This window comes from Leclercia sp. S52 (assembly GCF_039727615.1).
Classification (GTDB): Bacteria; Pseudomonadota; Gammaproteobacteria; order Enterobacterales; family Enterobacteriaceae; genus Enterobacter; species Enterobacter adecarboxylatus_B.
Genome location: NZ_CP152474.1, coordinates 2,487,120 through 2,513,687, shown reverse-complemented (window position 1 = coordinate 2,513,687; position 26,568 = coordinate 2,487,120). Strand labels below are relative to the sequence as shown.

The following is a 26,568-nucleotide window of genomic DNA, read 5'->3' as shown; positions in this document are numbered from 1 at the left end:
GATAAAAAAAAACCGGCCACACGAGGTGGCCGGCTGGAGCATTACTTCTTATCAGGCAAGGCGTACGCGATGATGTAATCCCCGCGATCCGGTGACTGACGTGCGCCACCCGCATTGATGATGATGTACTGCTTCCCGGTTTTCGGTGACACGTAGGTCATCGGCCCGGACTGGCTGCCCACCGGCAGACGGTCTTTCCAGATCTCTTTCCCGTTGGCGGTATCGAACGCGCGCAGGTAGAAGTCCTGAGTACCGGCGAAGAACAGCAGGCCGGACTGGGTGGAGAGCGACGCGCCCAGGGTCGGCATGCCGATTGGGATTGGCATATGCATGCGGATCCCCAGCGGGCCGGTATCTTCCACGGTGCCCACAGGTACCTGCCACACCAGTTTGCCGGATTTCAGATCCACGGCAGACATGGTGCCGAACGGCGGTTTCTGGCAGGGAATACCCAGCGGCGACAGGAAACGCTCGCGCATCGCGCCGAACGGCGTACCGTCCATCGGCACGATCCCCATCTCAATCCCGCTGGCGTTTTTAGCCACATTGGCGCGCGGCACCATATAGTTCGCCAGTCCCAGACGCATATCGTTAACGAACATCAGGCTGTTGTTCGGGTCAACCGAGACGCTGCCCCAGTTCATCCCACCCAGCGCGCCCGGGAACTGCAGGGAGCGATCCAGACCCGGCGGGGTAAAGACGCCCTGGTGGCGCATCTCTTTAAACTGAATGCGGCACAGCAGCAGGTCAACCGGTGTCGCGCCCCACATGTCCGATTCGGTCAGGGTCTGGTTGCCAATCATCGGCATACCGACCGAGTAAGGCTGGGTAGGAGAGTAACGCTCGCCTTCGACATTCCCGGCAGGCACCGGACGCTCTTCCACTTTCGCGACCGGCTCGCCGGTTTCGCGGTTGAGCATAAAGATCATGCCCTGCTTGCTGGTCTGCACCAGTACCGGAGTGGTACCGCCTTTATCATCCGGCAGATCGTACAGCAGCGGCTGAGAAGGCAGGTCGAAGTCCCACAGATCGTGGTGGGTGGTCTGGTAATGCCAGCGTACCTGACCGGTCGCGGCATCCACCGCCACAATCGAGGAGCTGTATTTATCGTCCAGTTCGGTACGTTCACCGGCCCAGAAGTCCGGGGTGGCGTTACCGGTCGGGAGGTAGATCAGGTTCAGCTTCGCGTCATAGGACATCGCTGACCAGACGTTCGGCGTCCCGCGGGTGTAGGTCTGGCCTTCCGGCGGCAGGCCGGTCAGGTTCGGGTTGCCCGGATCCCAGGCCCAGGCCAGTTTCCCGGTGCGTACGTCATAGGCACGTACCACGCCCGGCGGTTCACCGGTGGAGAAGTTATCTGCCACGCGACCGCCTACCACGACGACGTTACCTGCCACCAGCGGGGTGGAGGTCTGCTGATAGTAGCCAGGTTTCACTTCGCCCATGCCGACGCTCAGGTCAACCACGCCGTGGTCGCCAAAGTCTTCGCACAGCTTGCCGTTATCGGCGTTAAGGGCGATCAGACGAGCGTCAGTGGTCGGCAGGAACAGACGGCGCGCGCAGGCGGCAGGCTGTGTTTCTGTCGGTGACGTTGTCACATTGTTAGTGTCTTCGAAGTAGCCCAGACCGCGGCAGCGCTGCCAGTTTGGCGCAGTGGCTTTCGAATCATAACGCCACTTCTCTTTCCCGGAGTCCACGTCCAGCGCCAGCACCTTGCTGTACGGAGTGCAGACATACAGCGTGTCGCCAATCTGCAGCGGAGTGTTCTGATCTTCCGCGCCGGAGCCGTTGCTCTGCGGAATATCGCCGGTATGGGCAACCCAGGCCACCTTCAGATCGTTCACGTTCTGCTTGTTAATCTGATCGAGAGCGGCAAAACGGTCGCCGTGGGTGGTGTTACCCCAGTGCTCCCAGTTCTTCTGCTGCTGGCCTTCGGCGACCGGTTTAACCGGGACGGATTCGTTAGCGGCAACCAGCGTTTGCGGCTTAAACATCCAGCCGACGCTCACCAGCATCACCACCGCCAGGACGGCGGCAATACCAAACGCCGGGGCTTTGTTAACCGGCTGACCCGCACCGCGCAGGAACGGCCACACGATGGCGGCGAGGAATGCCAGCACCGCAAAGGTGAACAGGCGTGAGAACAGCGGCCAGAAATCCCAGCCCGCATCGCTCACGGCCCAGATCGCCGAGGCGATAAACGCCACCGCGTAGAGGATGATGCCGCTGGTGCGGTGACGCGCAATGAGGAACGCGGAGATGAGCATCACCACGCCCATGATCAGGAAGTACCAGCTTCCCCCTACGGTGGCGAGCTTAAAGCCCAGCCCACCGACGGCCAGCCCGATGAGCGTCATCAGACCAACCAGCAGCCACAGCAGGATCCGGGGGAACCCACGTAGCGAATTACCTATAGCCATTTCTGTCTCCTGAAATAATCTTGTCTTCACTGGACAGGCAGAGTCAGGCCTGAACCAAATGGGTAACAGAAGAAAAGATCCTTGATGAAAAAGTCGGAAATGACGCCGTTATAGCGCCAGAGAATTCACCGCTGCGTTATTCGAATGAACCATTTGGTGAATTCGGCGGGTATGATAAATCTGTTAAATTGTTTAGCGCAATTGTTAATGAATGATTTCGCATTATTTGAGTAACGGAAACAAAAAAGCCCGTCATCAAGACGGGCATAGAGGAAGTGTGATCACACCGGCATGGATTTACGGATCGCGCTGAGCAGTGTCTGGGTGGCGGTGGAGAGCGGGGCTTCAACGCGGGTTAATACCCCAATCGGTTCGCCGGGGCTGGAGGTCGTCACCGGCAGTGCCACCAGCGAGCCCTGACGCAGGTCTTCTTTCACCGCACCGGAGGGGACAAACCAGACATAGTCATAATCCACCGTCAGCTGGCGCGACAGGGAAGCCGACAGGGTTTCGATACAGCCCGACGGCAGTTTGCACCCCTGGGTTTGCAGCAGCGTTTCCGCCGTCTGGCGCGGAACGGTGCCTTTCGGTGAGACCACCACCGGCCACTCCATCACCCGACTGAGGGTCACGGTATCATTCAGGATCGGATGACGCGGGCGCACCACCAGCTTCAGGGATTCGAGGAACAGCAGCTCATAGTTGAGGCCGCTCATCAGCTCCGGGTCCGACATTCTGCCGATCCCAATATCCAGCTCCCCGGACTTCAGCCCCGCCAGCAACATGGTGTTATTCATGGTGGCGACCTGCAGGGTGATGTTGCGCTGCTGCTTGTGGAACTGGCCAATGACCGCAGGCAGAATGCCCAGCGCCGCGGTAGGAAGCGCACCAATGCGGACCACATCGCCCGGCACGTCGTTGCGCCGCGTCAGGGACTGGCCCGCGGTATTAAGCGCATCGAGAACTTTGACCGCGTGGGTCAGGAATTGCTCGCCCACCAGGGTGAGTTGTGCACCCAGTCGTCCACGGTCGAACAGGCGGGTACCGGTCAGCTGCTCCAGCTCGTTTAGCGTTTTTGAGAGCGCAGGCTGGCTCAGATTGAGAGTTTCAGCCGCGCGCCCCAGCGTTCCCTGTTGAGCGACGGCCACAAAAGTGTGCAGATGGCGCAGACGAATGCGCTGACTAAACAAACCATTTTTTTCCATAGGCGATGTTAAAAACAGAGATAGCGAAGTGACAAGTAAAGTTGTTTAATTTTGATAACCTGCTAGCAAATTATTATTAACATTCAATCTAATTGAGTAACAAGCATTTTTTGGATCTGCCCGAAAAGTGTTGTGCAGGTGCCTGAATCGCTTTAATTCGCCGCTAGTCAGGAAATGAGCACCTCTCCACCTGGATCACAATTCGTAAATTCTTCCAGACGGCCTCAATGGCCTTCTCTACACTCCAGGTAATATTCACTGGAGGCATTACATCATGGCGAACAACATCACGGCTGATGATATTCGGGAGCAGTTTTCACAGGCGATGTCGGCAATGTATCAGCAGGAAGTTCCGCAATACGGGACGCTGCTGGAGCTGGTCGCGGATGTGAATCTGGCGGTACTGGAAAATAACCCGAAGCTGCATGAACAACTGGCCAACGCGGATGAACTGGCTCGCCTTAACCTCGAACGCCATGGGGCGATCCGTGTCGGCACGGCCCTGGAACTGGCTACCCTGCGGCGGATGTTCGCCATTATGGGGATGTTCCCGGTCAGCTATTACGACCTCTCCCAGGCCGGGGTGCCGGTCCACTCCACCGCGTTTCGCCCGGTTGACGATGCCGCCCTGTGCCGCAACCCGTTTCGCATCTTCACCTCGCTGCTGCGCCTGGATCTGATTGATAACGTTCCCCTGCGGGAAAAGGCGGCGGCGATCCTTGCCCGGCGTAATATCTTCACCCCCCGCTGTCTGGAGCTGATCGCTCTGCACGAAGCGGAAGGGGCGTTCACCCCGGCGCAGGCCGAGGAGTTTGTCCGGGAGGCGCTGGAGACCTTCCGCTGGCATCGCCATGCCACGGTCGATCATGAGACCTACCAGGCGCTGCACAACGAACACCGGCTGATTGCCGACGTGGTCTGCTTCCCGGGTTGTCACATCAACCACCTGACGCCGCGCACCCTGGATATCGACCGGGTGCAGTCCCTGATGCCGGAGTACGGCATTGAGCCGAAGATGGTGATTGAAGGGCCGCCGCGTCGGGAGATGCCGCTCCTGCTGCGCCAGACCAGCTTCAAAGCGCTGGAAGAGCCGGTTCTGTTTGCGGGCGAGCAGCGCGGCACCCACACCGCACGCTTCGGCGAGATCGAGCAGCGCGGGGTGGCATTAACGCCGAAAGGGCGCGAGCTTTACGATCGCCTGCTTAATGAAGCCGGAACGGGTAAGGACAACCTGACTCACCAGCTGCACCTGCAGGAGGTGTTCCAGGCGTTTCCCGACAGCGACATCTTCCTGCGCCGTCAGGGGCTGGCGTGGTTCCGCTACCGCCTGACCCCGGCCGGGGAGTCACACCGTCACTCCTTTGGCCCTGGCGACGATCCGCAGCCGCTGATTGAGCGCGGCTGGGTGGTGGCCCAGCCCATCACCTATGAAGATTTTCTCCCGGTGAGCGCTGCCGGGATCTTCCAGTCGAACCTCGGCAACGAGACCCAGGCCCGCACCCACGGCAACGCCAGCCGCGATGCCTTTGAAGCGGCGCTGGGCTGTCCGGTGCTGGATGAGTTCACCCTCTACCGGGAGGCGGAAGAGCGCAGCAAGCGGCGTTGCGGTTTGCTCTGAAAACGGTACTCTGCGGGGATGTGATTGCAACTGAAGGTCAGTATGGATAACGACGCATTCCCGATAATAACGACGCGCCAGGGAGCACTGTCCGGCATCACGGATGGCGATGTGCAGGTCTGGCGCGCCATTCCCTACGCCGCGCCGCCGGTGGGCCCGCTGCGCTGGCGTTCACCGCAGCCGGTTGAGCGCTGGCAGGGCGTGCGGCAGGCCAATGCCTTTTCGCCGTCGAGCTGGCAGAGCAGCGAGTACTGCCAGCAGCTGGGTGGGGGCGATCCGGGGCGTTTTTCGGAAGATTGCCTCTACCTCAACGTCTGGTCTCCGGTTCAGCGCCCGACGCCGCTGCCGGTGATGGTCTGGCTGCACGGCGGCGGCTTTACCATCGGCGCAGGCGGGTTGCCGCCCTATGACGGAAAGGCGCTGGCACAGCGCGGGGCGATCCTGGTGACGCTGAACTACCGGCTGGGCCATCTGGGCTTTTTTGCCCATCCGGCGCTGGCAGGAGAAGAAGAGCGGGTCGTGCATAACTTTGCTCTGCTCGATCAGATCGCCGCCCTGGAGTGGGTGCGTGACAATATCGCGCAGGTTGGCGGCGACCCGAACAATATCACCCTGTTTGGTGAATCTGCCGGGGCGCGCAGCGTACTGTCACTGCTGGCCTCGCCGCTGGCAAAGGGGCTGTTTCATAAGGCGATTATCCAGAGCGGGTACACTCTGCCGGATACGCCCCGGGAGCAGGCGCTTAAAAAAGGCGAGGCGCTGGCGGCCCACTTTGGGCTGCAGGACGCCACCGCGGAGCAGCTGCGGGCGATCCCGCCCGAGGCACTCTGGCCGCTGACGGCCCCGCTGAACGTCGCCCCCGCGCCGATCAATGGGGATTGCGTCCTGCCGGAGCCGATGCTGGAGGTCTTTTTCGCCGCCCGCCACCATCCGGTGCCGATCATGGTGGGCTCCAACAGCGACGAAGCCAGCGTGATGGCGGTGTTTGGTATCGATCTCGCGGGGCAGATCCAGAAGCTACGTCGGGAGCGGAGGCTGGGGCTGGGGTTAATCAAGCTGCTCTATCCCGGCATCAAAGACGATGCCGAGTTAGGGCGCCAGGTGTGCCGGGATATGGCCTTCACCACCCTGGGGTTTGTGGTGATGCAGGCCCAGCGGCGGGTAGGGCAGCCGTGCTGGCGCTACTGGTTCGACTACGTGGCCGAAGCCGAGCACGCCACCTACGTTAACGGGGCCTGGCATGGCAACGAGGTGCCGTACGTGTTTGATACGCTCACTCTGGCCGAGCCCGCCCGGCGCTACGTGAATGATAACGACCTGGCCTTCTCCGCCCAGGTTGCCGATTACTGGGTCAACTTCGCCCGCCATGCCAGCCGGCAGTGCGACATCCTTGATGGCCCGACGCGCTGGCCTGCCTGTCACCACGGGCGGGACGTACTGTTACGCATTGGAGTGAATAAACATGCGGGATTTAAGCTTGAAAACCGCTTTATGCGCGCCCGCATGGCGCTGTTTAAACGGGTGATGAAGCATCACGTCAGCCTGGATTGAGCAGACATTCGCGAAAGGCGGCCAGCCCGGCCGCTTTGCCGCGCGACTCCCGCAGCACCAGTCGGTAGCTGGCGCCGGTCCTGACGCTGCTGGCATAAGGCCGCACCAGCCGCCCGGCGCGGATATCTTCCGCCACCAGCGTCTCGTCGGCAATGGCCACCCCGAGCCCCTGAATGGCGGCGGTGATCGCAAGATCCATGGTGTCGAAGTGTTGATTTTTGTGCATGACAGGCGGCTGCGCGGTCTGTTTTTCCAGCCACAGCGACCAGTCGGTCTTATCCCGGGTCGGGTGCAGGAAGGTAAGCGACTCCACCGCAGAACCTTCGCGCAGGGGACTCAGCACCGGGGTTAACGCCTCCTCGAACAGCAGATCCCCGGCGCTGAGCTGGGTGCCAAACACGATAGCGGCGTCATAGGATTCGGTTTTGAAATTGACGCTGTGCTCGTTGGTGGCGGTCAGGGCAATCTGCAGCTCGGGCTGTTCCCGCTCCACCTGCAGCAGCCTCGGCACCAGCCAGCGCATGGCGCAGGTAGGAACTTTAAGGCGCACCACGGTTTGCTGGGCGCGGGCCTGATCTGCCACCGTCAGAAAGTGTTCCCATGAGGCGCGCAGATCCGGCAGCAGGGCGCTGCCCTGGGAGGAGAGCCGGAGCCCGCGGGCGTGGCGTTCAAACAGCGGAAAGCCGAACCAGCTTTCGAGGGCGGCGATCTTGCGGCTCACCGCCCCCTGGGTCAGGCACAGCTCTCTGGCGGCATGGGTCAGGTTCAGATGCCGCGCGGTGACGATAAAGGCCTCAACGGCGGTAAGCGGGAATGAACGACGCGACACGGAACCTCCAGGTATGATTTTTTGTCATGGCTATTATGACAACAATTCGATTGTCGCCACAATAGCGTTCGGGTTGAATAGTTATGCATCTCTACCAGAGGATTTTCCGATGACGCTGCGTACTCCGATACAACCCCGTTCCAAACTGCCGGACGTTGGCACCACCATTTTTACCGTTATCGGCCAGCTCTCCGCTGAACACAATGCCATCAACCTTTCTCAGGGCGCGCCGAACTTCGGCTGCGATCCGGCGCTGATTGCCGGCGTACACCGGGCGATGCAGGCGGGTCACAACCAGTACGCGTCGATGACCGGGCTGGCACCGCTGAAAGAACGTATCGCCGATAAAATCGCCTCGCTGTATGGCACCCAATACGATCCCGCCAGCGAAGTGCTGATCACCGCCAGCGCCAGCGAAGGGCTCTATTCGGCCATCAGCGGGCTGGTGCATCCTGGCGATGAGGTGATCTACTTTGAACCCTCGTTCGACAGCTATGCGCCTATTGTGCGTCTGCAGGGCGCGACGCCGGTGGCCATCAAGCTGACGGTACCGGATTTCGCGGTGAACTGGGATGAAGTTCGCGCTGCCATTAGCTCGCGCACGCGGATGATCATCATCAACACGCCGCATAACCCGAGCGGGCAGGTCTTCTCTGCCGACGATCTGGAGCAGCTGGCGGCCATTACCCGCAACACCGATATCATTATTCTCTCTGACGAAGTGTACGAACACGTGGTGTTTGACGACGTGCCGCATCACGGCATGGCGACCCATCCCGGGCTGGCGGAGCGCAGCGTAATCGTCTCGTCATTTGGCAAAACCTACCACGTCACCGGCTGGCGCGTCGGCTACTGCGTGGCCCCGGCGGAATTGATGGACGAGATCTGCAAGATCCATCAGTTTTTAATGTTTTCTGCCGATACTCCTATGCAGTACGCTTTTGCCGAGCACATGGCCGATCCGCAAACCTGGCTGTCGCTGGCGGCGTTTTACCAGCGCAAACGCGATCTGCTGGTCAACCTGCTGGCAGAGTCGCCGTTCCGCCTGCTGCCGAGTGCAGGCTCGTTCTTCCTGCTGGCCGATTACAGCCACCTCAGCGACGAGCGCGACAGCGAGATGGTGAAACGGCTGATCGTTGACTACGGCGTTGCCACCATCCCGCTTTCGGCGTTTTATACAGACGGGACAGATAACAAATTAATCCGTCTCTCTTTTGCGAAAGATGAGGCAACATTACGGGCAGGTGCGCAGGCCCTGTGTCGGGTAACACCACGCTAAGGAGTTCAGTCATGAAATTAAAAGCCTTCGTTGTCGGCCTGGGATTGCTGTGTTCGTTTTCGTCCTTGGCGGCAACAGAATTACGTTACGGCGTTGAAGCCGAGTACCCGCCATTTGAGAGCCGCAACGCCTCGGGTGAGCTGGAAGGGTTTGATATTGAGCTCGGCAACGCAATTTGCGCCGCCGCCGCGCTGAAATGCAGCTGGGTTGAAACCTCGTTTGACGCGCTGATCCCGGGGCTGGTGGCGAAGAAATTCGACGCCATCAACTCGGCGATGAACATCACCGACCAGCGTCGTCAGAGCATTGACTTTACCCAGCCGATCTACCGTATTCCGTCCCAGCTGGTGGGCAAAACCGGCAGCGCGGTAGACGCCACGCCGGAAGGACTGAAAGGCAAGACCATTGGCGTGTTGCAGGGCTCCATCCAGGAGACCTACGCCAAGGAGCACTGGGAAAAACAGGGCGTCACCGTGGTGTCGTACAAAGATCAGAACATGGCCTGGGGCGATCTGCTGAATGGCCGTATCGACGCCTCGCTGGTAATGTCTGCCGCCGGGCAGGCTGGCTTCCTCAGCAAGCCGCAGGGGAAAGGCTTTGGCTTTATCGGCAAGCCGGTGTCGGATGACACGATCCTCGGCAGCGGGATCGGCTATGGCCTGCGTAAAGGCGATGAGGCCACCAAAAAGCAGCTTGATGCCGCCATTGATAAAGTCCGCGCTGATGGCACTATCGATAAGCTGGCGAAGAAGTACTTCCCGGGTATCGATGTCAGCGTAAAATAACAACAATCTAACCTTTTAGCCCTTGCCGCTGATGTCCGGCAGGGGCTTTTTTATACTTTTCTTTACCTGCCTTTAGGGCAATTCTCCTCGACATAAAAATCTTTCTCCCTTTGCGCATATTCTCGCCTGTCAATAATTGGATTCTTAACCGTTTTTGTTTAGGCTGTGCCCTCTTAATGATGTTCTTTCTTGCCGTTGTTTCGCCCTGAGCGAAACCCTCCTCCCCACGACCATAAGGACGTTTTTCCAGGCATGAATCGCAGACGTTTTTTAAAAGGCTCCCTGGCCGTTGCCGCACTGAGCGGGACTTCCGGACTCGCCGCGCTTTTTTTCCCGGGCGGCCAGTGCGGCTGAATCGGATATTGCGGACGGTACGAGCCGTCGTTTCGACTTTTCTGTGCTGCAGTCCATGGCGCACGACCTGGCGCAAACACCGTGGGGCGGGGCGCCGCGTCCGCTGCCGGATACTCTGGCAACGCTGACGCCGCAGGCCTATAACAGCATCCAGTACGATGCGAAGCAGTCGCTGTGGAACAACATCGAAAACCGCCAGCTCGACGTGCAGTTCTTCCACGTCGGGATGGGCTTTCGCCGCCGGGTGCGCATGTTCTCGCTGGACAGCCAGACCTCCCAGGCGCGTGAAATTCACTTCCGCCCGGAGCTGTTCAACTACCACGACGCGGGCGTTGATACGAAACAGCTGGAAGGGCAGAGCGATTTAGGCTTTGCCGGTTTCCGCGCCTTTAAATCCCCGGAGCTGGCGCGTCGCGATATCGTCTCCTTCCTCGGCGCGAGCTACTTCCGCGCGGTGGATGACACCTACCAGTACGGGCTCTCCGCCCGCGGTCTGGCGCTGAATACCTACGCCGACAGCAAAGAGGAGTTCCCGGACTTTACCTCCTTCTGGTTTGAAACGGTTAAACCGGGCGCGACCACCTTTACGGTCTACACCCTGCTCGATAGCCCGAGCATTACCGGCGCCTATAAGTTCGTGATCCACTGCGAGAAGACCCAGGTGATCATGGACGTCGAAAACCACCTGTATGCCCGCAAGGAGATCCAGCAGCTGGGGATCGCCCCGATGACCAGCATGTTCGCCTGCGGCAACAACGAGCGCCGCATGTGCGACACCATTCACCCGCAGATCCACGACTCCGATCGTCTGGCGATGTGGCGCGGCAACGGCGAGTGGGTCTGCCGTCCGCTGAATAACCCACAGAAGCTGCAGTTCAACGCCTATACCGACAAGAACCCGAAAGGCTTTGGTCTGCTGCAGCTCGATCGCGATTTCTCGCACTATCAGGACATCATGGGCTGGTACAACAAACGTCCAAGCCTGTGGGTCGAGCCGCGTAACCAGTGGGGCAAAGGCACCGTAGGGCTGATGGAGATCCCGACCACCGGCGAAACCCTGGATAATGTGGTCTGCTTCTGGCAGCCGGAAAAACCGGTGAAGGCGGGCGATAAGCTGGACTTCCAGTACCGTCTTTACTGGAGCGCGAAGCCGCCGGTCCGTTCTCCGCTGGCGAACGTGCTGGCCACCCGCACCGGGATGGGCGGTTTCCCGGAAGGCTGGGCTCCAGGCGAGAACTACCCGAACGTGTGGTCGCGCCGTTTCGCGGTTGATTTTGTGGGCGGCGATCTGAAAGCGGCTGCGCCAAAAGGGATCGAGCCGGTGATCACCCTCTCCAGCGGCGAAGCGAAGCAGATTGAGATCCTCTACGTGGAGCCGTTCGACGGGTATCGCATCCTGTTTGACTGGTATCCGACCAGCGACTCCACCGATACGGTAGATATGCGTATGTTCCTGCGCTGCCAGGGCGAGGCGATCAGCGAAACCTGGCTGTATCACTACTTCCCACCGGCACCGGATAAACGCCAGTATGTCGATGACCGCGTAATGCGTTAAGCCTGTGCCGGGTGGCGGCTGCGCCTAACCCGGCCTACGAACTGCACCGAATCGTAGGCCGGGCAAGCGCATGCGCCGCCCGGCATTGCAGACCGCAGAGCCCATGCTCACGCCGGGTGGCGGCTACGCCTTACCCGGCCTACAAAGGCTGACTGATGAACACCATTACCGAAGAAGAAATTATCCCCGTCAATGCGCATCTCGAACTGCGCGCCACCGACGAACGTTACACCACCGAGCTGCACAATCTGGTAGTCAAAAACCGGGCGTATCTGCAGGACTACCTCAACTGGCCGCAGTTTGTTGGCACCGAAGACGATACCCGCCAGAACATCCAGAGCAACCAGATGCTGCATCAGCGCGGTTACGCCAAAATGTTCCTGATTTTCAGTGATAACGTTCTGGTTGGCGTGCTGTCGTTCAATTCTATCGAACCGTTGAATAAAACCGGCTACATCGGCTACTGGCTGGATGAAGCGCATCAGGGGCAGGGGATTTTATCCCGGGCGCTGGAGGCCTTTATCCGCTACTACGCCGGGCGCGGGGAAATCCGCCGCTTCGTGATCAAGTGCCGCGTCGACAACGCCGCCAGTAACCAGGTGGCGCTGCGTAACGGCTTCCTCCTGGAAGGGTGCCTGAAAGAGGCCGAGTTCCTCAATGGGGGCTATGACGACCAGAATATCTACGCCCGGATCTGCACCTCATAATGCCCCGAGCAGCGGCGTGCGGGTAATGTGCTGCGCGCCGTTAATCATCTTCTCGCCGCGCAGGTGAATTACTTCGCCCTCTGACGCCTCAATCACCGCGTCATCGGTAATTTCAATATGATGCTCGATCAGCACTTCACCGCGAATGCGCGCCCGGCCCTGGATCACCACTTTGTCGTCGATCAGGATCGGCCCGCCGCGCAGCCAGGCGTCGCCGCCAATCAGGACGTGATGTTTAATCACGCAGTTACCTTCCACCAGCGCATTTTCCGCCACCTGGGAGCTGTAGCGCAGGGTAGGGATGGCATCCTCTTCCAGCCCGGCGAGCAGGCGGGCGTTGCCGTATACTTTGGCGCAGTCGCACACCCAGACGTTATTCACCTCGTTGCCTTCGAGCAGCGCATTCTCAAACACTTCGGCGCGATGCTCGACAAAAGCGTAGCTGACGATGGCGTTGCCATAGATCTGCGCCTGATGCACCACCCGCGACTGGCTCACCGTGGCCTCGCCAAAAATGCGCAGGATTTGCTCGTGGTCCGGGGTTAAACCTTTGGCGGCGATCACCATGCTGTTGTGCAGAACGCGGGCGTTGTCGAACAGATGGCACTCGCCGCGTACCACCGAGGATTGCACCGTGACGTTATTGCTCAGTCGCGCCCCGTGGCTGATTTGCGCCCCGTCGACCCAGACGTTATCACTCACAGACGCCTGATGGCTGATGACGCAGGGCCGGGTGATCCGCGCATTGCCGCTGACCCGCGCGCCTTCGAACACCACGCTGTTTTCATCGTAGATCCAGCAGTCGTACTCCTGCGACAGCGCCGATTCGTCGTCGATCCAGCCGCCCCGTGTACCGCTCTTCACATCACTGAAATCTCGCGCGGCGATAATCTGGCGCACCTTAACCGCTGTTTTCGTCTCGCCGTCCTGCCAGTGGTGCAGACGGCTCTCATCGCTAAGTCGATATTTTTTCATCATTGTGCCCGCAGTTATCCTCTCCACTAAACGTAGCAAACTTTAGCTTGATCGAAACAGTGGCATCCGCAAATGAAACTCCTTAAACTAGTATTTCAAATATAATTTATAGATTAAAAATTATGTATAAAACGCAACCGACTGAACGCGTTCTTAATTTGCCCGCGGGCTACTACGGCATGGTGCTGGGAACCATTGGTATGGGCTTTGCCTGGCGTTACGCCAGCACCCTCTGGCCGGTAACCCGCTGGCCGGGGGAAATCCTGGTGACGCTGGCGATGGCGATCTGGGGATTACTGACCGTGGCGTTTATCATCCGCGCGGTGCGTTTCCCGCGCAGCGTGCTGGCGGAGATGCGCCATCCGGTGATGAGCAGCTTCGTCAGCCTGTTTCCGGCCACCACGCTGCTGGTGGCGATTGGTTTTGTCCCCTGGTATCGTCCGCTGGCGCTGGTCCTGTTCGCCTTCGGCGTGGTGGTGCAGCTGAGCTATGCGGCATGGCAGTCTGCCGGACTGTGGCGCGGAAAACACCCGGAGGAGGCAACCACCCCCGGCCTCTATCTGCCGACGGTGGCGAATAACTTTATCAGCGCCATGGCCTGCGGTGCGCTCGGGTTTCACGATGCCGGGCTGGTATTTCTCGGCGCGGGCGTTTTCTCCTGGCTGAGCCTGGAGCCGGTGATTTTGCAGCGTCTGCGCAGCGCGGGCGAACTGCCTGCGGCGATGCGCACCTCGCTCGGGATCCAGCTGGCGCCTGCACTGGTGGCCTGTAGCGCCTGGTTCAGCGTCAACGGCGGCGAGGCCGATACCTTCGCCAAAATGCTGTTCGGCTACGGCCTGCTGCAGCTGCTATTCACCCTGCGCCTGATGCCCTGGTATCTGTCGCAGCCGTTTAATGCGTCGTTCTGGAGTTTTTCGTTCGGCGTCTCGGCGCTGGCCACCACCGGTCTGCATCTGGGGCAGAGTAGCCCGTCCGGTTTTTTCCACGCGATCGCCATCCCGCTGTTTATTTTTACCAACGCCATCATTGCGCTATTACTGGTGCGCACGTTTATCCTGCTGATGCAGGGAAAACTGTTGGTCCGTACAGACAAAGCAACGCTTATGCAAGCTGAGGAAAGAGAATGACTGTGTTTGATGAGAACTACTTTACCGAAAAATATGGCATGACCCGCACCCACTCCGAAGTGGTGTACAGCGCAGGGATTGTTAAACCGGGCAAAACCCTGGATCTCGGCTGCGGCAACGGGCGCAACAGCCTCTACCTGGCGGCCAACGGCTTTGATGTCACCGCATGGGATAAGAATGCCAACAGCATCGATAATATTGAGAGCATCAAGGCGAAAGAGGGGATCGCTAACCTGCAGACCGCCATTAAGGATCTCAACACCCTGCGCTTTGACGGTGAATACGATTTTATCCTGTCGACCGTGGTGCTGATGTTCCTGCAGGCGGAGACCATTCCGGGCCTGATCGACAATATGCAGCGCTGCACCAAACCGGGCGGCTATAACCTGATCGTCGCGGCGATGGATACCGAAGACTATCCGTGCAACGTCGGCTTCCCGTTTGCGTTTAAAACCGGGGAGCTGAGCGGCTACTATGCGGGCTGGGAACAGCTGAAATACAACGAGGACGTCGGCGAGTTACACCGCACCGACGCCCAGGGGAATCGCATCAAGCTGCGTTTTGCCACGCTGCTGGCGCGTAAACCGGCTTAACCCTGTTTGCTCCCTCTCCCTTTGGGAGAGGGTTGGGGTGAGGGCATCATACCGCACCGATTCCTCTGCGGTGTGATTGCCCGGCGGCGCTTCGCTTGCACGGGCCTACAAGGTCACTACGTAGGCCGGGTAAGGCGAAGCCGCCACCCGGCATAAATGCGGGCGCAAGGTTTATACAGGTTCGTTATCAGACTCAGGCCGGATATTCCCGGCCTTTTTTATTTACATCAATGAAATTGCAGATTGTTTTTTATCCACGTAGTTAAGACATTGACGGGTTGTTTTTTGGTCTATAGCTTGAGGTTGCACGTAAGTGCTTAACATATCAGGATTTTCTTAAATGGAGTTTAACCAAAATGGCAATCCCCACATATTTATGGCTTAAAGACCATGGTGGTGCGGATATAAAAGGCTCAGTCGATGTCCGTGGGCGCGAGGGCAGCATTGAGATCATCGGCCTTAACCATGGCGTAATGCAACCTACCGACAAGCACAAAGGCAAGGCAACCAGCCTGCGTGTACATTCCCCTTATTCATTCGATAAAGAGATCGATGCCTCCAGACAGCTGGAACGACCGTAAAACGGCATAAGGAGAGCGTTATGGGATGGAAGTATGAGCAGTCGACCGGCAAAATGTATAAAGACGGCAAGCTAATAGAATCCGGCTATTCCGGCGCACTCACTAATAAAAATAACCCGGACCGCCAGCATGTAAAAGGACTGGGTCCTCTACCAAGAGGGACCTATAAAATCGCGGGACATTCGAATTCTAAGGGGCCTGTGACCATTATTCTTGAGCAGACCATCGGCGAAACTTTTGGTCGTTCAGCGTTTCGTATACATGGCGAGCGCATAGAAGGTCCCGCAGGGTTCGCATCTGCAGGCTGTATTATTCTTTCGCTGTCGACCCGTCGGCAGATACTCCGCGATGGCGGCGATCTGGAGGTGGTGCGATGAAGTGCCTGACCGTTTTGCTGCTGTCTGCTGCCTCATTTTCGGCAACGGCTGGAGGAACAGATTGGCCTGCTGCTCTGCGTGGCGTGGCTGCTGGCGAGGCTCAGTGGATTGAACAGACCCCGACGCTGGCTGCTATTGCCGACGTTAGGCAGGCGCAGCAACTGGAAGACGCGATGGCCTCAGCTCTGTCAACCAACACCGTCGCTACTCTCAGAGCGTTACGAGCTATTGACGCAGGAAAATGGCCGCATATGATTGGCAGCGATATTGTCTGTACCCCACCGAGCGAGACATCACCGACCGAGGTCGAGGCGTTCTACCAACGTACTCGCAAAGCGTTGTTAGCGACAATCGATGGTGCTCAGTGTCTGTGGATACTTGAAGCATCCTGGGAAGAACTGAACGCCGATAAATCGCGTCAGGTTAAGTAAGATAAATAACCCGGTCATTCTATGACCGGGTTATTTCCAGTTATCGTGCCGCCAGCAAACAGAGCTGCAGCGCCGTGTTATACGAGGCCTCGAACGATTTCAGCGGTAAAAACTCAAACTTCGAGTGGAAGTTGTGGGCACCGGTGAAGAAGTTCGGGGTCAACAGCCCTTTTGCCGAGAGTGCCGCGCCGTCGGTGCCGCCGCGCATTGGCGTCGGTTTCGGTGTGATGCCTAAGCTTTCCATCGCCTCGAACATCAGGTCGATCGCGCGACGATCTTCTCCCACTGCGTTACTGATGTTGCTGTAGGTATCTTCGATATGCCAGCTCACCTTCGCGGTAGGGTGCTGCGCGGCGATCTTCTCTGCGACGTCGCCAATTTGCGCCTTACGCGCGGCAAAACTGTCGCGATCGAAATCGCGAATATTGGCTTTCAGCACCGCCTCGTTTTGCCCGGCCTGGATGCCGTTAAACCAGATATAGCCTTCGCGGCCTTCGGTGTGCTCAGGGGTTTGCAGACGATCGAAGTGGCTGATGTAATCGGTGGCCATCAGCAGCGGGTTTACCAGTACGCCTTTCGCCGACATCGGATGCGCCGTCACGCCGGTGAAGCGAATTTCCGCCGCCGCCGCGTTGAAGTTCTCATAAACAATCTCTCCCAGTTCGCAGCAGTCGATGGTCCAGGCAAAATCGACGTCAAAGCGGGCCAGATCCAGCGCTTTCGCCCCACACAGGCCAATCTCTTCATCCGGCACGAAGGCCACCACGATATCGCCATGCTGATGATCATCAGTGAGGTTCTCCAGCAGGGTCATTACCACGGTCACCGCCGACTTGTTGTCAGCACCCAGCACGCTGGTGCCATCGCTGAAGATGATCTCTTCATTGGGGTAGGCCAGAATTTCCGGGTGTTCGCTGACCCGCAGCCAGATATCTTTTTCAGCGTTAAGACAGAGATCATCTCCGGTATATGTGAGGATCTGCGGATAAATATCCGGTGACAATCCGACGTCGACGGTATCGATATGGGTGATAAAACCGATCCGCGGCGCGCCGGGGACATTGCCCTTTTTGACGGCGGTGACGGTGGCAAATTCGTCGATCACAATATCGTCCAGACCCAGCGTTTGTAGCTCCATCGCCAGCGCCCGCGCCATCTCGTGCTGGCCGGGAGTGGAGGGCAAGGTTTTTACCTTCGGATCGCTCTGGCTGGTGATGGCCAGGTAGCGGAAGAAGCGTTGGGTTAATTGTCTGGCGAGCGCTGAAGCCATGGTGGATCCTTCTTTATTTGAGTTATCAGGTGTTTGCAAAATCACTTTAGTGTTATTTATGGTTTGGCACGACAAAAATTCATTAGCCGTCAAATTAAAAGACAGGAAAACGCGATGAAAAGCAACCTCACAACGTTGGCTCTGACCGTAGCCGCGCTGACGGTCAGTTCCACCGTTGCCGCTAAAACGCTGGTCTATTGTTCGGAAGGATCGCCGGAGAACTTTAACCCGCAACTTTATACCTCGGGCACCAGCGTGGATGCCAGCGCCGTACCGGTGTATAACCGGCTGGTGGATTTTACCCCGGGCACCACCCATCTGGTGCCGAGCCTGGCCGAAAGCTGGGACGTCAGCGAGGATGGCAAGGTCTATACTTTCCATCTGCGCAAAGGGGTGAAGTTCCAGAGCAACAAGCTGTTCACGCCGACGCGAGACTTTAATGCCGATGATGTGATCTTCTCGTTTATGCGTCAGAAAGACGCTAACCATCCCTATCACAACGTCTCCAACGGCAACTATTCCAACTTCGAGAGCCTGGAGTTCGGCAAGCTGATCACCGCCATCGATAAAGTGGACGACCATACGGTGCGCTTCACCCTCGCTCACCCGGAAGCGCCATTCGTGGCTGACCTCGCCTGGTACTTCGCCTCCATCCTCTCCGCCGAATATGCCGACGCAATGCTGAAAGCCGGCACCCCGGAGAAGGTGGACATGGAGCCGATCGGCACCGGGCCGTTCAAGCTGGCGAAGTACCAGAAGGACTCGCGCATCCTGTTTACCGCGTTCCCGGAGTACTGGCAGGGCAAAGCCAAACTGGATCGCCTGGTGTTCACCATCGTTCCGGATGCCTCGGTGCGCTTCGCCAAGCTGGAGAAAAACGAGTGCCAGGTGATGCCGTTCCCGAACCCCGCCGATCTGCCGCGGATGAAGGCCAACAACGATCTCAACCTGATGAGCAAGGCGGGTCTTAATACCGGTTTCCTGTCGTTCAACACGCAAAAACCGCCGCTGGATAACGTCAAGGTACGCCAGGCGCTGGCGATGGCGATCAACAAACCGGCGATTATTGAGGCGGTCTTCCAGGGTACCGGCACCGCCGCGAAAAACCTGCTGCCACCAGGCGTCTGGAGCGCCGACAGTGAGTTGAAAGACTACGATTACGATCCGGAAAAAGCCAAAGCCCTGCTGAAAGAGGCCGGTTTTGCCAACGGGATGACTATCGACCTGTGGGCCATGCCGGTGCAGCGCCCCTATAACCCTAATGCCAAACGGATGGCCGAGATGATCCAGGCCGACTGGGCGAAAGTCGGCGTGCAGACCAAAGTCGTCACCTACGAGTGGGGGGAATACCTCAAGCGGGTGAAGGGCGGCGAGCATCAGGCGGCGCTGATGGGCTGGACCACGGCAACGGGCGACCCGGATAATTTCTTTGGCCCGCTCTTTACCTGCACCTCGGCCAACGGAGGGTCTAATTCCGCGAAATGGTGTTATCCGCCATTTGATAAAATTATTGCTGAGGCGAAATCAATTACCGATCAGAATAAAAGGATTGCGTTATATAAACAGGCGCAGCAAATGATGCACGATCAAATGCCGGCTGTAATGATTGCGCACTCAACTATTTTTGAGCCCGTACGCAAGGAAGTAACAGGTTACGAAATTGACCCGTTCGGTAAACATTTATTCTGGCAAGTGGATATAAAATAAACGCTTAACGCTGCCCGTCATAATGGCGGGCAGTTTTTTTTCAATTTGTGCTGTCTTCATCATTTTTTGTCACTTTTCTTTCAGCCAACATTTGCTATAACTTCAATTGCATATTTGCACTTAACAGGGACACACCCATTATGCGTACTAATACTTTATTTAAAGTTGCCGCGCTCTCCGGCCTGTTGCTTCTCGCTGGCTGTGCATCAAAAGTGGCTGCGCCTGATCAATATTCAGGCTTTTTAAAAGACTACTCTGGGCTCCAGCAAACCACCTCTGCATCGGGTAAACCGACGCTGCGCTGGGTTGATCCGTCTTATAACGAAGCAAACTACGACAGCATTATCTGGAACAATATCACCTATTATCCGGCACCAAAGCCAACCACCCAGATCGGTCAACGCACGCTGGATGAACTGTTAAACTACACCAACACCAAAATGAAAACCGCTATCGGTCAGCGTAAACCGATTGTGACGACGCCTGGTTCACGCAGCCTGATCTTCCGTGGCGCTATCACCGGTGTGAGCTCGCAGAAAGAAGGCCTGCAGTTCTATGAAGTGGTCCCTGTTGCGCTGGTCGTTGCCGGTACCCAGATGGCAACCGGTCACCGTACTATGGATACCCACCTTTACTTTGAAGGCGAGCTGATTGACTCCAAAACCAATAAGCCGGTCATCAAAGTGGTTCGTAAGGGTGAAGGTAAAGAGCTGAATAACGAAAGTACGCCAATGACCTTCGCGACCCTGAAGCAGGTTGTTGATGACATGGCGACCGATGCCACCATGTTTGATGTGAATAAAACCAAATAACACCATACCGGCCTGCATCACGCAGGCCGGTTTTTTTTACGCCGTTCTCAGCCGTTTAAACCAGTTCTCCGGTCGGGCAAACATCACCAGATTCCCTGTTAAAATCAGCAGCAACCCTGTAATCCCATTGCTGTGCCAGACATACCCCTCGTACACCGTCGAGAATGAGAGCGCCACCAGCGGAAACAGCAGGGTGCTGTACGCCGCTTTGCCCGCGCCAATCCGCCCAACCAGCGTGAAGTAAGCACCAAACGCAATCACCGAGCCAAACAGCGCCAGATAGAGCAGGGCACCCATATAGCTCACCGACCAGACCGGGGTAAAGTCATCCCCGCGGATCAGCGCAATCGCCCCCATCACCAGCGTGCCGTACAGCATCGCCCAGGCGTTGGTGGTCATGGTCTCCAGGCCGTTGCGCTGGTGGCGCAGGCTGATCATATTGCCGAGTGAGAAGCCGTAGGTCCCCAGCGCCGACAGGGCAATGCCGAACAGCAGACCGGCGCTCCAGCCGCTGGCTAACAGGTCGTTCCAGAACAGGGTGATAATGCCGAGCAGCCCCAGCGCCGCCGCCAGCCAGAAGCGTGTCGGCGGGCGCTGGCCAAAGAACAGGAAGCTGTTCAGGGCGTTATACAGCACCGCCATCGAAAAAATCACCGATTCGAGGCCGGTATTGATATACGCCGCTGCCGTGTAAAAGCACCAGAAATTGAAGCAGAAGACGCAGCAGCCCTGCAGGCCGCAAAACAGGTGGTCGCGCAAGGCCAGCGGACGCAGGCGGCGCAGGAGCAGCAGCACCGTCATAATGGTGGCGGTGGCAACGGCAAAGCGCCAGAAAATCGAGACCGGGGCAGGCACAGGCCCCTGTTGTAAGAAGATGGCAATCCAGGTCGTTCCCCAGATAACAACTACCAGCGCGTACAATAATGCATTCATCGTTATTTCTCTTATCAGCAAAGTCTGGTCCCAGTATGGCGGCAGGAAGAAGGGCCTTCTTTCACAGACTTGCGCCGGACTTGCATATTCTTGCGCTTTTTTCCACACGCAGAGTGAAGAGGACTGGCACTGAATGGCAGATCTTTTTAGACTTGTTGATTCTTATTCATCAATGTGTGAGTGGTTATGGCTGAGATGTACGGTGCCTTTGAAAATCTGCGCAGACATAAAGCGGTATTGCACAATGCCGTGGCGCTGAATTCAGGGATCCAGCTGGCGGCCTGGTCAAATAAACGCGACACCATTACACAATATTGCGATCACCACACCCTGAGCCTCTATATTGCCGACGGCTACGAGAGCTATCACAAAACCAGCGCGGGCTGGAAAAACGGCGGCGGCCCGGACCGTTTCTGCCTGATGCCGAAAGAGAGTGAGTCCAGTTGGGATATTCGCGACGATCTGTCGTTTATCCACCTTTACTGTACCGACGATCACCTGCGCAAGGTCGGCGAGCAGATCTGGGACAAAAGCCCCTACAGCCTGACCCTCGACGAAAATCTGTTTGGCGACGACGCCAGCATAACCGCCCTGTATCGCCATTTTATCCTCGGCTGCGACTGGCAGCAGTCGGCCAATCAGCTCACCCTGAGTACCGCCTCCACGCTGCTCCTGACCCATCTGGTGCAGCATTACAGCAACGTGCAGTGGGCGCTGCCGACGGTCACGGGCGGCCTGTCGCCGTTCGTGCTGCGCAACCTGCTGGGCTTTATCGAAGAGAATCTGGCGCAGCCGCTGACCTTAGCGGATCTGGCCGCGCAGGCGAGCTTAAGCGAGTTTCATTTTGCCCGCATGTTCCGTCAGTCGATGCAGATGGCGCCGCACCAGTATGTGATGCAGCGGCGGATGGAGAAGGCCAAAACCCTGGTGCGACATACGCGTCAGCCGCTAACCGAGATCGCCCTGGCCTGCGGGTTCAGCTCCGCCAGCCACTTCAGCAATCGCTTTCGCGCCGCCACCGGGCTGACCCCGTCCCAGCTACGCGCGTCGGGTGCGTAACAGCAGGGCGTAGCAGACGCCGCCCGCCACTAATCCCCAGAACGCCGAGCCGATCCCGGCCAGGGTCGCGCCGCTGGCGGTAAGCAGAAAGGTCACGACAGCAGCATCGCGTTCGGCCTCATTGTGCAGCGCCTGATGCAGACTGCCGCCGATGGTGCCCAGCAGCGCCAGTCCTGCCAGGGTCTGGATCCAGCTTAGCGGCAGGGCCGCCATCAGCCCGCTAATCGAGCCGCCGAAAATCCCCGCCAGCAGATAAAAAACACCCGCTGCCGCGGCGGCCAGCCAGCGCTTATCGGCATCCGGGTGCGCATCCGGGCTCTGGCAAATGGCGGCGGTGATCGCCGCGATGCAGATTGAATACACCCCGAACGGCGACAGCAGCAGCGCCAGCCCGCCGGTAAAGACGATCAGCGGCGAGACGGCCACCGGATAGCCGGAGGCTTTAAGCGTGGCGAATCCCGGCGCATTCTGCGAGGCCATGGTCACCAGGAAGAAGGGCAGACCGATGCTTATCAGCGTGGTCAGATTAAAGGTCGGGGCGATAAATTCCGGCATGACGATCGCGAAGCTTAATTTATCTGTGACAACGTCACCTTTCAGCATCGCCACCGCGCTGCCCACCAGCAGGGTCGCCACGATGGCATAGCGCGGGGCAAAGGCTTTGGTCAGCAGCCAGGCTAGCAGCATACTCCCGCACAGCAGCAGATGCCCCTCCAGGTTGCTGAAGGCCTGCAGGCCAAAGCGCAGCAGGACGCCTGCAAGCATCGCCGCTGCCAACGAATGAGGGATAATTTTCATCAACCGGGCGAACAGGCCGCTAACCCCGCAAATCAGGATCAGGGCATTGGCAAAGATAAAGATGCCGATGGTCTCTGACAGCGTTACCCCCTGCAGGCTGGTCGCCAGCAGGGCGGCACCGGGCGTGGACCAGGCGGTGAGCACCGGGGCTTTATACCACCACGACAGCGCCAGGGTGCTGATCCCCATGCCGATCCCCAGCGACGTCATCCAGCCGGCGATCTGCGGTGCCGTCGCGCCTGCCGCCGCAGCGGCCTGCCAGATGATGGCGGCAGAGCTGGCGTAACCCACCAGCACGGCAACAAAACCCGCTAACAGGGTGGGAAAGGTGAGCGAAGATGGGCGCATGGGAACTCCGTTGTGCGTTATAACAGCCGCAAATGTATCACTGTGCGTTATAGCATACAAGTGCTACACTCGCGGCAACGGGAGGGACCATGGACATCACACAACATCTTGCCATCACACTGAAAACGCTGCGTCAGGCGCGCGGCTGGAGCCTGTCGAAGCTGGCGGAAGAGACCGGGGTGTCGAAAGCGATGCTCGGCCAGGTGGAGCGCAACGAATCCAGCCCGACGGTCTCCACGCTGTGGAAAATTGCTACCGGGCTGAACGTGCCGTTCTCGACCTTTATTACGCCCGAAGCGGAGAACCCGCCGGTGTTCGACCCACAGCAGCAGGCGATGGTGGTCAAACCGCTGTTCCCCTGGGACGAGACGCTGAAGTATGACCACTTCTCCATCACCCTCGCGCCGGGCGCGATCAGCGAATCCACGCCGCACGAAGCCGGGGTGATTGAGCACGTGGTGGTGATCAGCGGGGAACTGGAGATGCAGATCGACGGCGTCTGGCAGACGCTGCTCCCCGATACCGGCCTGCGTTTTGCCGGGGATAAACCGCACGCCTACCGCAACAGCAGCGGCCAGACGGTGCACTTTCACTCGCTGATCCATTATCCCCGCTAAAGGCACGCAAAACTGTTTCACTGGCCCATACTTCTGACTACAATAGCCGCCATTTTGACCATAACGGATAACGACGAAGTATGCGCCTGCCATCCCATCATCTTGAACTCTTAAGCCCGGCTCGTGACGCCGCCATTGCCCGAGAAGCGATCCTTCACGGTGCCGATGCGGTCTATATCGGCGGCCCTGGATTTGGCGCCCGCCATAATGCCAGCAACAGCCTGCGTGATATCGCCGACCTGGTGCCGTTCGCCCACCGTTTCGGGGCGAAGGTGTTCGTGACCCTGAACACTATTCTTCATGATGATGAACTGGAGCCGGCGCAGCGTCTGATCACCGACCTGTACCAGACCGGCGTCGACGCGCTTATTGTCCAGGACATGGGTGTCCTCGAGATGGATATCCCGCCGATTGAGCTGCACGCCAGTACCCAGTGCGACATCCGCAGCGTGGAGAAAGCGAAGTTTCTCTCCGATGCCGGTTTCACCCAGATCGTGCTGGCGCGCGAGCTGAACCTCAATCAGATCCGCGATATCCGCCAGGCGACCGACGCCACCATCGAGTTCTTTATTCACGGCGCCCTGTGCGTGGCCTATTCCGGCCAGTGCAACATCTCTCACGCCCAGACCGGGCGCAGCGCCAACCGCGGCGACTGCTCTCAGGCCTGCCGACTGCCGTATACCCTGAAAGACGATCAGGGCCGCGTGGTGGCCTTTGAAAAACACCTTCTGTCGATGAAAGACAACGACCAGACCGCCAACCTGGGCGCGCTGATCGACGCGGGCGTGCAATCCTTCAAGATTGAAGGGCGCTACAAAGACATGAGCTACGTGAAGAACATCACCGCCCATTATCGTCAGATGCTCGATGCCATCATTGAGGATCGCGGAGGCCTGGCGCGCAGCTCCGCCGGGCGCACCGAGCACTTCTTTATTCCGTCTACCGACAAGACCTTCCACCGCGGCAGCACCGACTACTTCGTGAATGCGCGTAAAGACGACATCGGGGCCTTCGATTCACCGAAATTTATCGGCCTGCCGGTGGGTGAAGTGCTCAAGGTGGCGAAAGAGTATCTTGACGTAGAAGTGACCGAACCGCTGGCGAACGGCGATGGCCTGAACGTGATGATCAAACGTGAAGTTGTGGGTTTCCGCGCCAACACGGTTGAGAAAACCGCTGAAAACCGCTACCGCGTCTGGCCGAACGAGATGCCCGCCGACCTGTATAAGGCACGTCCGCATGCGGCCCTGAACCGCAACCTCGACCACAACTGGCAGCAGGCGCTGCTGAAAACCTCCAGCGAACGTCGCATTGCGGTGGATATCGAGCTTGGCGGCTGGGAAGAGCAGCTGATCCTCACCATGACCTGTGAAGATGGCATCAGCGTGACTCATACCCTCGACGGGATGTTTGAGGTAGCCAATAACGCCGAAAAAGCGCTGAACAGTCTGAAGGACGGCGTGGCAAAACTTGGTCAGACGATCTATTACGCCCGCGATATTCAGGTCAATCTGGCGGATGCGCTGTTCATTCCGAACAGCCTGTTGAATCAGTTCCGTCGTGAAACGGCAGAGATGCTGGACGCGGTCCGTCTGGCGAATTACCCGCGCGGCAGCCGCAAAGCGGTGTCAGTGCCGCCGCCGGTTTACCCGGATACGCATCTGAGCTTCCTGGCGAACGTCTACAACCACAAGGCGCGGGCGTTCTATCAGCGCTACGGCGTTGAGCTGATCGATGCTGCCTATGAAGCGCACGAAGAGAAGGGCGACGTACCGGTGATGATCACCAAGCACTGTCTGCGCTTCGCCTTTAACCTCTGTCCGAAGCAGGCGAAAGGCAGCATCAAGAGCTGGAAGGCAACCCCGATGCAGCTGGTGAACGGCGATGAGGTGTTAACCCTGAAGTTCGACTGCCGTCCGTGTGAGATGCACGTCATCGGTAAGATGAAAAACCACATCTTCAAAATGCCGCAGCCGGGCAGCATTGTGGCCTCCGTCAGCCCCGACGATCTGCTGAAAACGCTGCCGAAGCGTAAAGGCAGTTAATCAAAGAAAGTGAGTATCCGGTTTGCGCGACTTCTGCCAGTGGTGGTGTTCGCGCAAGCCTTCTGCTGACTCCTCCGCTGCGGCGCGAAGCTCATCGCTGTCGGCTTCGTGGCGCAGCTGCTGATCGACATTTTTCACCCAAAAAAACGCATGCCCTTTATGTCCTGCCATCAGCTGACCGGAAAATAACGCACAGGTCAGTAACACTATCGATAACGCTTTCGTAAACATTCTGCCACCACCCGGTTACGTTGAGCGGCCATCATGCCGATAGTTACGTGGAGTTATTATTCGCTTTTTCAAAGGCAGGAAAGGTTTTGTCAGATTGTGTTGATGAGTGGGGCACCGGACTGTTCCCTCTCCTCTATGGGGAGAGGGTTAGGGTGAGGGGAAACATGCGGCTGTAGAGGTGGTTCCGTTCACCTTACGTTCCTTGCTTCTATGAATCACCGGAACCTGTGAACGTGCCAGGGGGGGCTCGCCGCCTCCCCCCCTGGCGACCCCGGCTCCCGGCAAAGAAAATCGCCGCTTCGCGGTGCCTTCGGCTTATTCCCTTCGGCTATCGGGTCGGGCGTGATCCTACATCCCTGTA

Annotated in this window: 22 protein-coding genes and 2 pseudogenes; 16 read left to right on the top strand and 8 right to left on the bottom strand. The window is 58.2% G+C overall.

The window, feature by feature from the left end:
• Positions 1-41: 41 nt before the first annotated feature.
• Together AAHB66_RS12030 and AAHB66_RS12025 are read right to left on the bottom strand one after the other, a co-directional pair.
• The gene (locus AAHB66_RS12030) at positions 42-2,420 is read right to left on the bottom strand and encodes a glucose/quinate/shikimate family membrane-bound PQQ-dependent dehydrogenase (protein ID WP_347113032.1); all 2,379 of its coding nucleotides are present in this window, start codon (positions 2,418-2,420) and stop codon (positions 42-44) included.
• Positions 2,421-2,701: 281 nt separating this feature from the next.
• The gene (locus tag AAHB66_RS12025; protein WP_347113030.1) at positions 2,702-3,625 is read right to left on the bottom strand and encodes a LysR substrate-binding domain-containing protein; all 924 of its coding nucleotides are present in this window, start codon (positions 3,623-3,625) and stop codon (positions 2,702-2,704) included.
• 274 nt (positions 3,626-3,899) lie between these two features.
• Here AAHB66_RS12025 and AAHB66_RS12020 point away from each other — a divergent pair, with 274 nt between their 5' ends.
• On the top strand, positions 3,900-5,243 hold the full coding sequence (locus AAHB66_RS12020; protein ID WP_347113029.1) for a VOC family protein: 1,344 nt from the start codon (positions 3,900-3,902) through the stop codon (positions 5,241-5,243).
• Positions 5,244-5,285: 42 nt separating this feature from the next.
• On the top strand, positions 5,286-6,794 hold the full coding sequence (locus tag AAHB66_RS12015; protein ID WP_347113028.1) for a carboxylesterase/lipase family protein: 1,509 nt from the start codon (positions 5,286-5,288) through the stop codon (positions 6,792-6,794).
• On the opposite strand, the gene AAHB66_RS12010 is transcribed toward AAHB66_RS12015, so the two are convergent.
• Positions 6,781-7,623: a LysR family transcriptional regulator gene (locus AAHB66_RS12010; protein ID WP_347113027.1), complete on the bottom strand. Its 843-nt coding sequence runs from the start codon at positions 7,621-7,623 to the stop codon at positions 6,781-6,783. The two genes, AAHB66_RS12015 and AAHB66_RS12010, sit on opposite strands and share 14 nt — an antisense overlap.
• A gap of 109 nt (positions 7,624-7,732) precedes the next feature.
• Between AAHB66_RS12010 and AAHB66_RS12005 the strand changes: the two genes are divergently transcribed.
• From AAHB66_RS12005 to rimL, 4 genes and pseudogenes are all read left to right on the top strand, one after another.
• The gene (locus AAHB66_RS12005; protein WP_347113026.1) at positions 7,733-8,902 is read left to right on the top strand and encodes a pyridoxal phosphate-dependent aminotransferase; all 1,170 of its coding nucleotides are present in this window, start codon (positions 7,733-7,735) and stop codon (positions 8,900-8,902) included.
• 11 nt (positions 8,903-8,913) lie between these two features.
• Entirely contained in the window at positions 8,914-9,687 is a 774-nt protein-coding gene (locus AAHB66_RS12000) for an ABC transporter substrate-binding protein (RefSeq protein ID WP_347113024.1), read from the top strand.
• Positions 9,688-9,939: 252 nt separating this feature from the next.
• Positions 9,940-11,596: pseudogene (locus AAHB66_RS11995) on the top strand (glucan biosynthesis protein).
• 155 nt (positions 11,597-11,751) lie between these two features.
• Complete coding sequence (gene rimL, locus AAHB66_RS11990; protein WP_347113023.1) at positions 11,752-12,303, top strand: 50S ribosomal protein L7/L12-serine acetyltransferase; 552 nt, start codon at positions 11,752-11,754, stop codon at positions 12,301-12,303.
• Here rimL and ydcK read toward each other — a convergent pair.
• A complete protein-coding gene (gene ydcK, locus AAHB66_RS11985; RefSeq protein ID WP_347116465.1) occupies positions 12,298-13,278 on the bottom strand; it encodes a YdcK family protein in 981 nt (326 codons plus the stop codon). The two genes, rimL and ydcK, sit on opposite strands and share 6 nt — an antisense overlap.
• A gap of 122 nt (positions 13,279-13,400) precedes the next feature.
• Here ydcK and tehA point away from each other — a divergent pair, with 122 nt between their 5' ends.
• The 5 genes and pseudogenes from tehA (at position 13,401) to AAHB66_RS11960 (ending at position 16,387) form a co-directional block, all read left to right on the top strand.
• The gene (tehA, locus tag AAHB66_RS11980) at positions 13,401-14,405 is read left to right on the top strand and encodes a dicarboxylate transporter/tellurite-resistance protein TehA (RefSeq protein WP_347113022.1); all 1,005 of its coding nucleotides are present in this window, start codon (positions 13,401-13,403) and stop codon (positions 14,403-14,405) included.
• Positions 14,402-14,998, top strand: coding sequence for a tellurite resistance methyltransferase TehB (tehB, locus tag AAHB66_RS11975; protein WP_347113021.1), 597 nt, complete (start codon positions 14,402-14,404; stop codon positions 14,996-14,998). The genes tehA and tehB overlap by 4 nt, the downstream gene beginning before the upstream one ends.
• 356 nt (positions 14,999-15,354) lie before the next feature.
• Positions 15,355-15,558: pseudogene (locus AAHB66_RS11970) on the top strand (type VI secretion system tube protein Hcp); the annotation flags it as partial.
• Between the two features lie 41 nt (positions 15,559-15,599).
• Entirely contained in the window at positions 15,600-15,956 is a 357-nt protein-coding gene (locus AAHB66_RS11965; RefSeq protein ID WP_347113020.1) for a tlde1 domain-containing protein, read from the top strand.
• Positions 15,953-16,387 carry a hypothetical protein gene (locus tag AAHB66_RS11960; protein WP_347113019.1) on the top strand — a complete coding sequence of 145 codons (435 nt, stop codon included), beginning with the start codon at positions 15,953-15,955 and terminating at the stop codon, positions 16,385-16,387. The genes AAHB66_RS11965 and AAHB66_RS11960 overlap by 4 nt, the downstream gene beginning before the upstream one ends.
• A 40-nt stretch (positions 16,388-16,427) precedes the next feature.
• Here the strand turns inward: AAHB66_RS11960 and pepT are convergent, their stop codons facing one another.
• Positions 16,428-17,657: a peptidase T gene (pepT, locus tag AAHB66_RS11955; RefSeq protein WP_347113018.1), complete on the bottom strand. Its 1,230-nt coding sequence runs from the start codon at positions 17,655-17,657 to the stop codon at positions 16,428-16,430.
• A gap of 114 nt (positions 17,658-17,771) precedes the next feature.
• Here pepT and AAHB66_RS11950 point away from each other — a divergent pair, with 114 nt between their 5' ends.
• The gene (locus AAHB66_RS11950) at positions 17,772-19,364 is read left to right on the top strand and encodes an ABC transporter substrate-binding protein (protein ID WP_347113017.1); all 1,593 of its coding nucleotides are present in this window, start codon (positions 17,772-17,774) and stop codon (positions 19,362-19,364) included.
• A 140-nt stretch (positions 19,365-19,504) separates the two neighbouring features.
• The gene (locus AAHB66_RS11945; RefSeq protein WP_347113016.1) at positions 19,505-20,176 is read left to right on the top strand and encodes a DUF3313 domain-containing protein; all 672 of its coding nucleotides are present in this window, start codon (positions 19,505-19,507) and stop codon (positions 20,174-20,176) included.
• 36 nt (positions 20,177-20,212) lie between these two features.
• Here the strand turns inward: AAHB66_RS11945 and AAHB66_RS11940 are convergent, their stop codons facing one another.
• Positions 20,213-21,109: a DMT family transporter gene (locus AAHB66_RS11940; RefSeq protein WP_347113014.1), complete on the bottom strand. Its 897-nt coding sequence runs from the start codon at positions 21,107-21,109 to the stop codon at positions 20,213-20,215.
• A 186-nt stretch (positions 21,110-21,295) separates the two neighbouring features.
• Here AAHB66_RS11940 and AAHB66_RS11935 point away from each other — a divergent pair, with 186 nt between their 5' ends.
• Complete coding sequence (locus tag AAHB66_RS11935) at positions 21,296-22,168, top strand: AraC family transcriptional regulator (RefSeq protein ID WP_347113013.1); 873 nt, start codon at positions 21,296-21,298, stop codon at positions 22,166-22,168.
• Here the strand turns inward: AAHB66_RS11935 and AAHB66_RS11930 are convergent.
• The gene (locus tag AAHB66_RS11930) at positions 22,148-23,314 is read right to left on the bottom strand and encodes a benzoate/H(+) symporter BenE family transporter (protein WP_347113012.1); all 1,167 of its coding nucleotides are present in this window, start codon (positions 23,312-23,314) and stop codon (positions 22,148-22,150) included. The genes AAHB66_RS11935 and AAHB66_RS11930 overlap by 21 nt on opposite strands.
• A gap of 89 nt (positions 23,315-23,403) precedes the next feature.
• Between AAHB66_RS11930 and AAHB66_RS11925 the strand changes: the two genes are divergently transcribed.
• Together AAHB66_RS11925 and AAHB66_RS11920 are read left to right on the top strand one after the other, a co-directional pair.
• Positions 23,404-23,931: an XRE family transcriptional regulator gene (locus tag AAHB66_RS11925; protein WP_347113010.1), complete on the top strand. Its 528-nt coding sequence runs from the start codon at positions 23,404-23,406 to the stop codon at positions 23,929-23,931.
• 80 nt (positions 23,932-24,011) lie between these two features.
• The gene (locus AAHB66_RS11920; protein ID WP_347113008.1) at positions 24,012-25,976 is read left to right on the top strand and encodes a U32 family peptidase; all 1,965 of its coding nucleotides are present in this window, start codon (positions 24,012-24,014) and stop codon (positions 25,974-25,976) included.
• Here AAHB66_RS11920 and AAHB66_RS11915 read toward each other — a convergent pair whose 3' ends face one another.
• The gene (locus tag AAHB66_RS11915) at positions 25,977-26,207 is read right to left on the bottom strand and encodes a DUF2554 family protein (protein WP_347113006.1); all 231 of its coding nucleotides are present in this window, start codon (positions 26,205-26,207) and stop codon (positions 25,977-25,979) included.
• Between the last annotated feature and the right edge of the window lie 361 nt (positions 26,208-26,568).

Excerpts from the sequence above, each read along its gene's own strand:
- AAHB66_RS11935 (WP_347113013.1), top strand. The coding sequence starts at position 21,296 with ATGGCTGAGATGTACGGTGCCTTTGAAAATCTGCGCAGACATAAAGCG.
- tehB (WP_347113021.1), top strand. The coding sequence starts at position 14,402 with ATGACTGTGTTTGATGAGAACTACTTTACCGAAAAATATGGCATGACC.
- AAHB66_RS11950 (WP_347113017.1), top strand. The coding sequence starts at position 17,772 with ATGAAAAGCAACCTCACAACGTTGGCTCTGACCGTAGCCGCGCTGACG.
- AAHB66_RS11965 (WP_347113020.1), top strand. The coding sequence starts at position 15,600 with ATGGGATGGAAGTATGAGCAGTCGACCGGCAAAATGTATAAAGACGGC.
- tehA (WP_347113022.1), top strand. The coding sequence starts at position 13,401 with ATGTATAAAACGCAACCGACTGAACGCGTTCTTAATTTGCCCGCGGGC.
- rimL (WP_347113023.1), top strand. The coding sequence starts at position 11,752 with ATGAACACCATTACCGAAGAAGAAATTATCCCCGTCAATGCGCATCTC.
- AAHB66_RS12030 (WP_347113032.1), bottom strand. The coding sequence starts at position 2,420 with ATGGCTATAGGTAATTCGCTACGTGGGTTCCCCCGGATCCTGCTGTGG.
- AAHB66_RS11925 (WP_347113010.1), top strand. The coding sequence starts at position 23,404 with ATGGACATCACACAACATCTTGCCATCACACTGAAAACGCTGCGTCAG.
- pepT (WP_347113018.1), bottom strand. The coding sequence starts at position 17,657 with ATGGCTTCAGCGCTCGCCAGACAATTAACCCAACGCTTCTTCCGCTAC.
- ydcK (WP_347116465.1), bottom strand. The coding sequence starts at position 13,278 with ATGAAAAAATATCGACTTAGCGATGAGAGCCGTCTGCACCACTGGCAG.
- AAHB66_RS11915 (WP_347113006.1), bottom strand. The coding sequence starts at position 26,207 with ATGTTTACGAAAGCGTTATCGATAGTGTTACTGACCTGTGCGTTATTT.
- AAHB66_RS12015 (WP_347113028.1), top strand. The coding sequence starts at position 5,286 with ATGGATAACGACGCATTCCCGATAATAACGACGCGCCAGGGAGCACTG.
- AAHB66_RS12025 (WP_347113030.1), bottom strand. The coding sequence starts at position 3,625 with ATGGAAAAAAATGGTTTGTTTAGTCAGCGCATTCGTCTGCGCCATCTG.
- AAHB66_RS12005 (WP_347113026.1), top strand. The coding sequence starts at position 7,733 with ATGACGCTGCGTACTCCGATACAACCCCGTTCCAAACTGCCGGACGTT.
- AAHB66_RS11930 (WP_347113012.1), bottom strand. The coding sequence starts at position 23,314 with ATGCGCCCATCTTCGCTCACCTTTCCCACCCTGTTAGCGGGTTTTGTT.
- AAHB66_RS11940 (WP_347113014.1), bottom strand. The coding sequence starts at position 21,109 with ATGAATGCATTATTGTACGCGCTGGTAGTTGTTATCTGGGGAACGACC.
- AAHB66_RS12000 (WP_347113024.1), top strand. The coding sequence starts at position 8,914 with ATGAAATTAAAAGCCTTCGTTGTCGGCCTGGGATTGCTGTGTTCGTTT.
- AAHB66_RS11945 (WP_347113016.1), top strand. The coding sequence starts at position 19,505 with ATGCGTACTAATACTTTATTTAAAGTTGCCGCGCTCTCCGGCCTGTTG.
- AAHB66_RS11960 (WP_347113019.1), top strand. The coding sequence starts at position 15,953 with ATGAAGTGCCTGACCGTTTTGCTGCTGTCTGCTGCCTCATTTTCGGCA.
- AAHB66_RS11920 (WP_347113008.1), top strand. The coding sequence starts at position 24,012 with ATGCGCCTGCCATCCCATCATCTTGAACTCTTAAGCCCGGCTCGTGAC.
- AAHB66_RS12020 (WP_347113029.1), top strand. The coding sequence starts at position 3,900 with ATGGCGAACAACATCACGGCTGATGATATTCGGGAGCAGTTTTCACAG.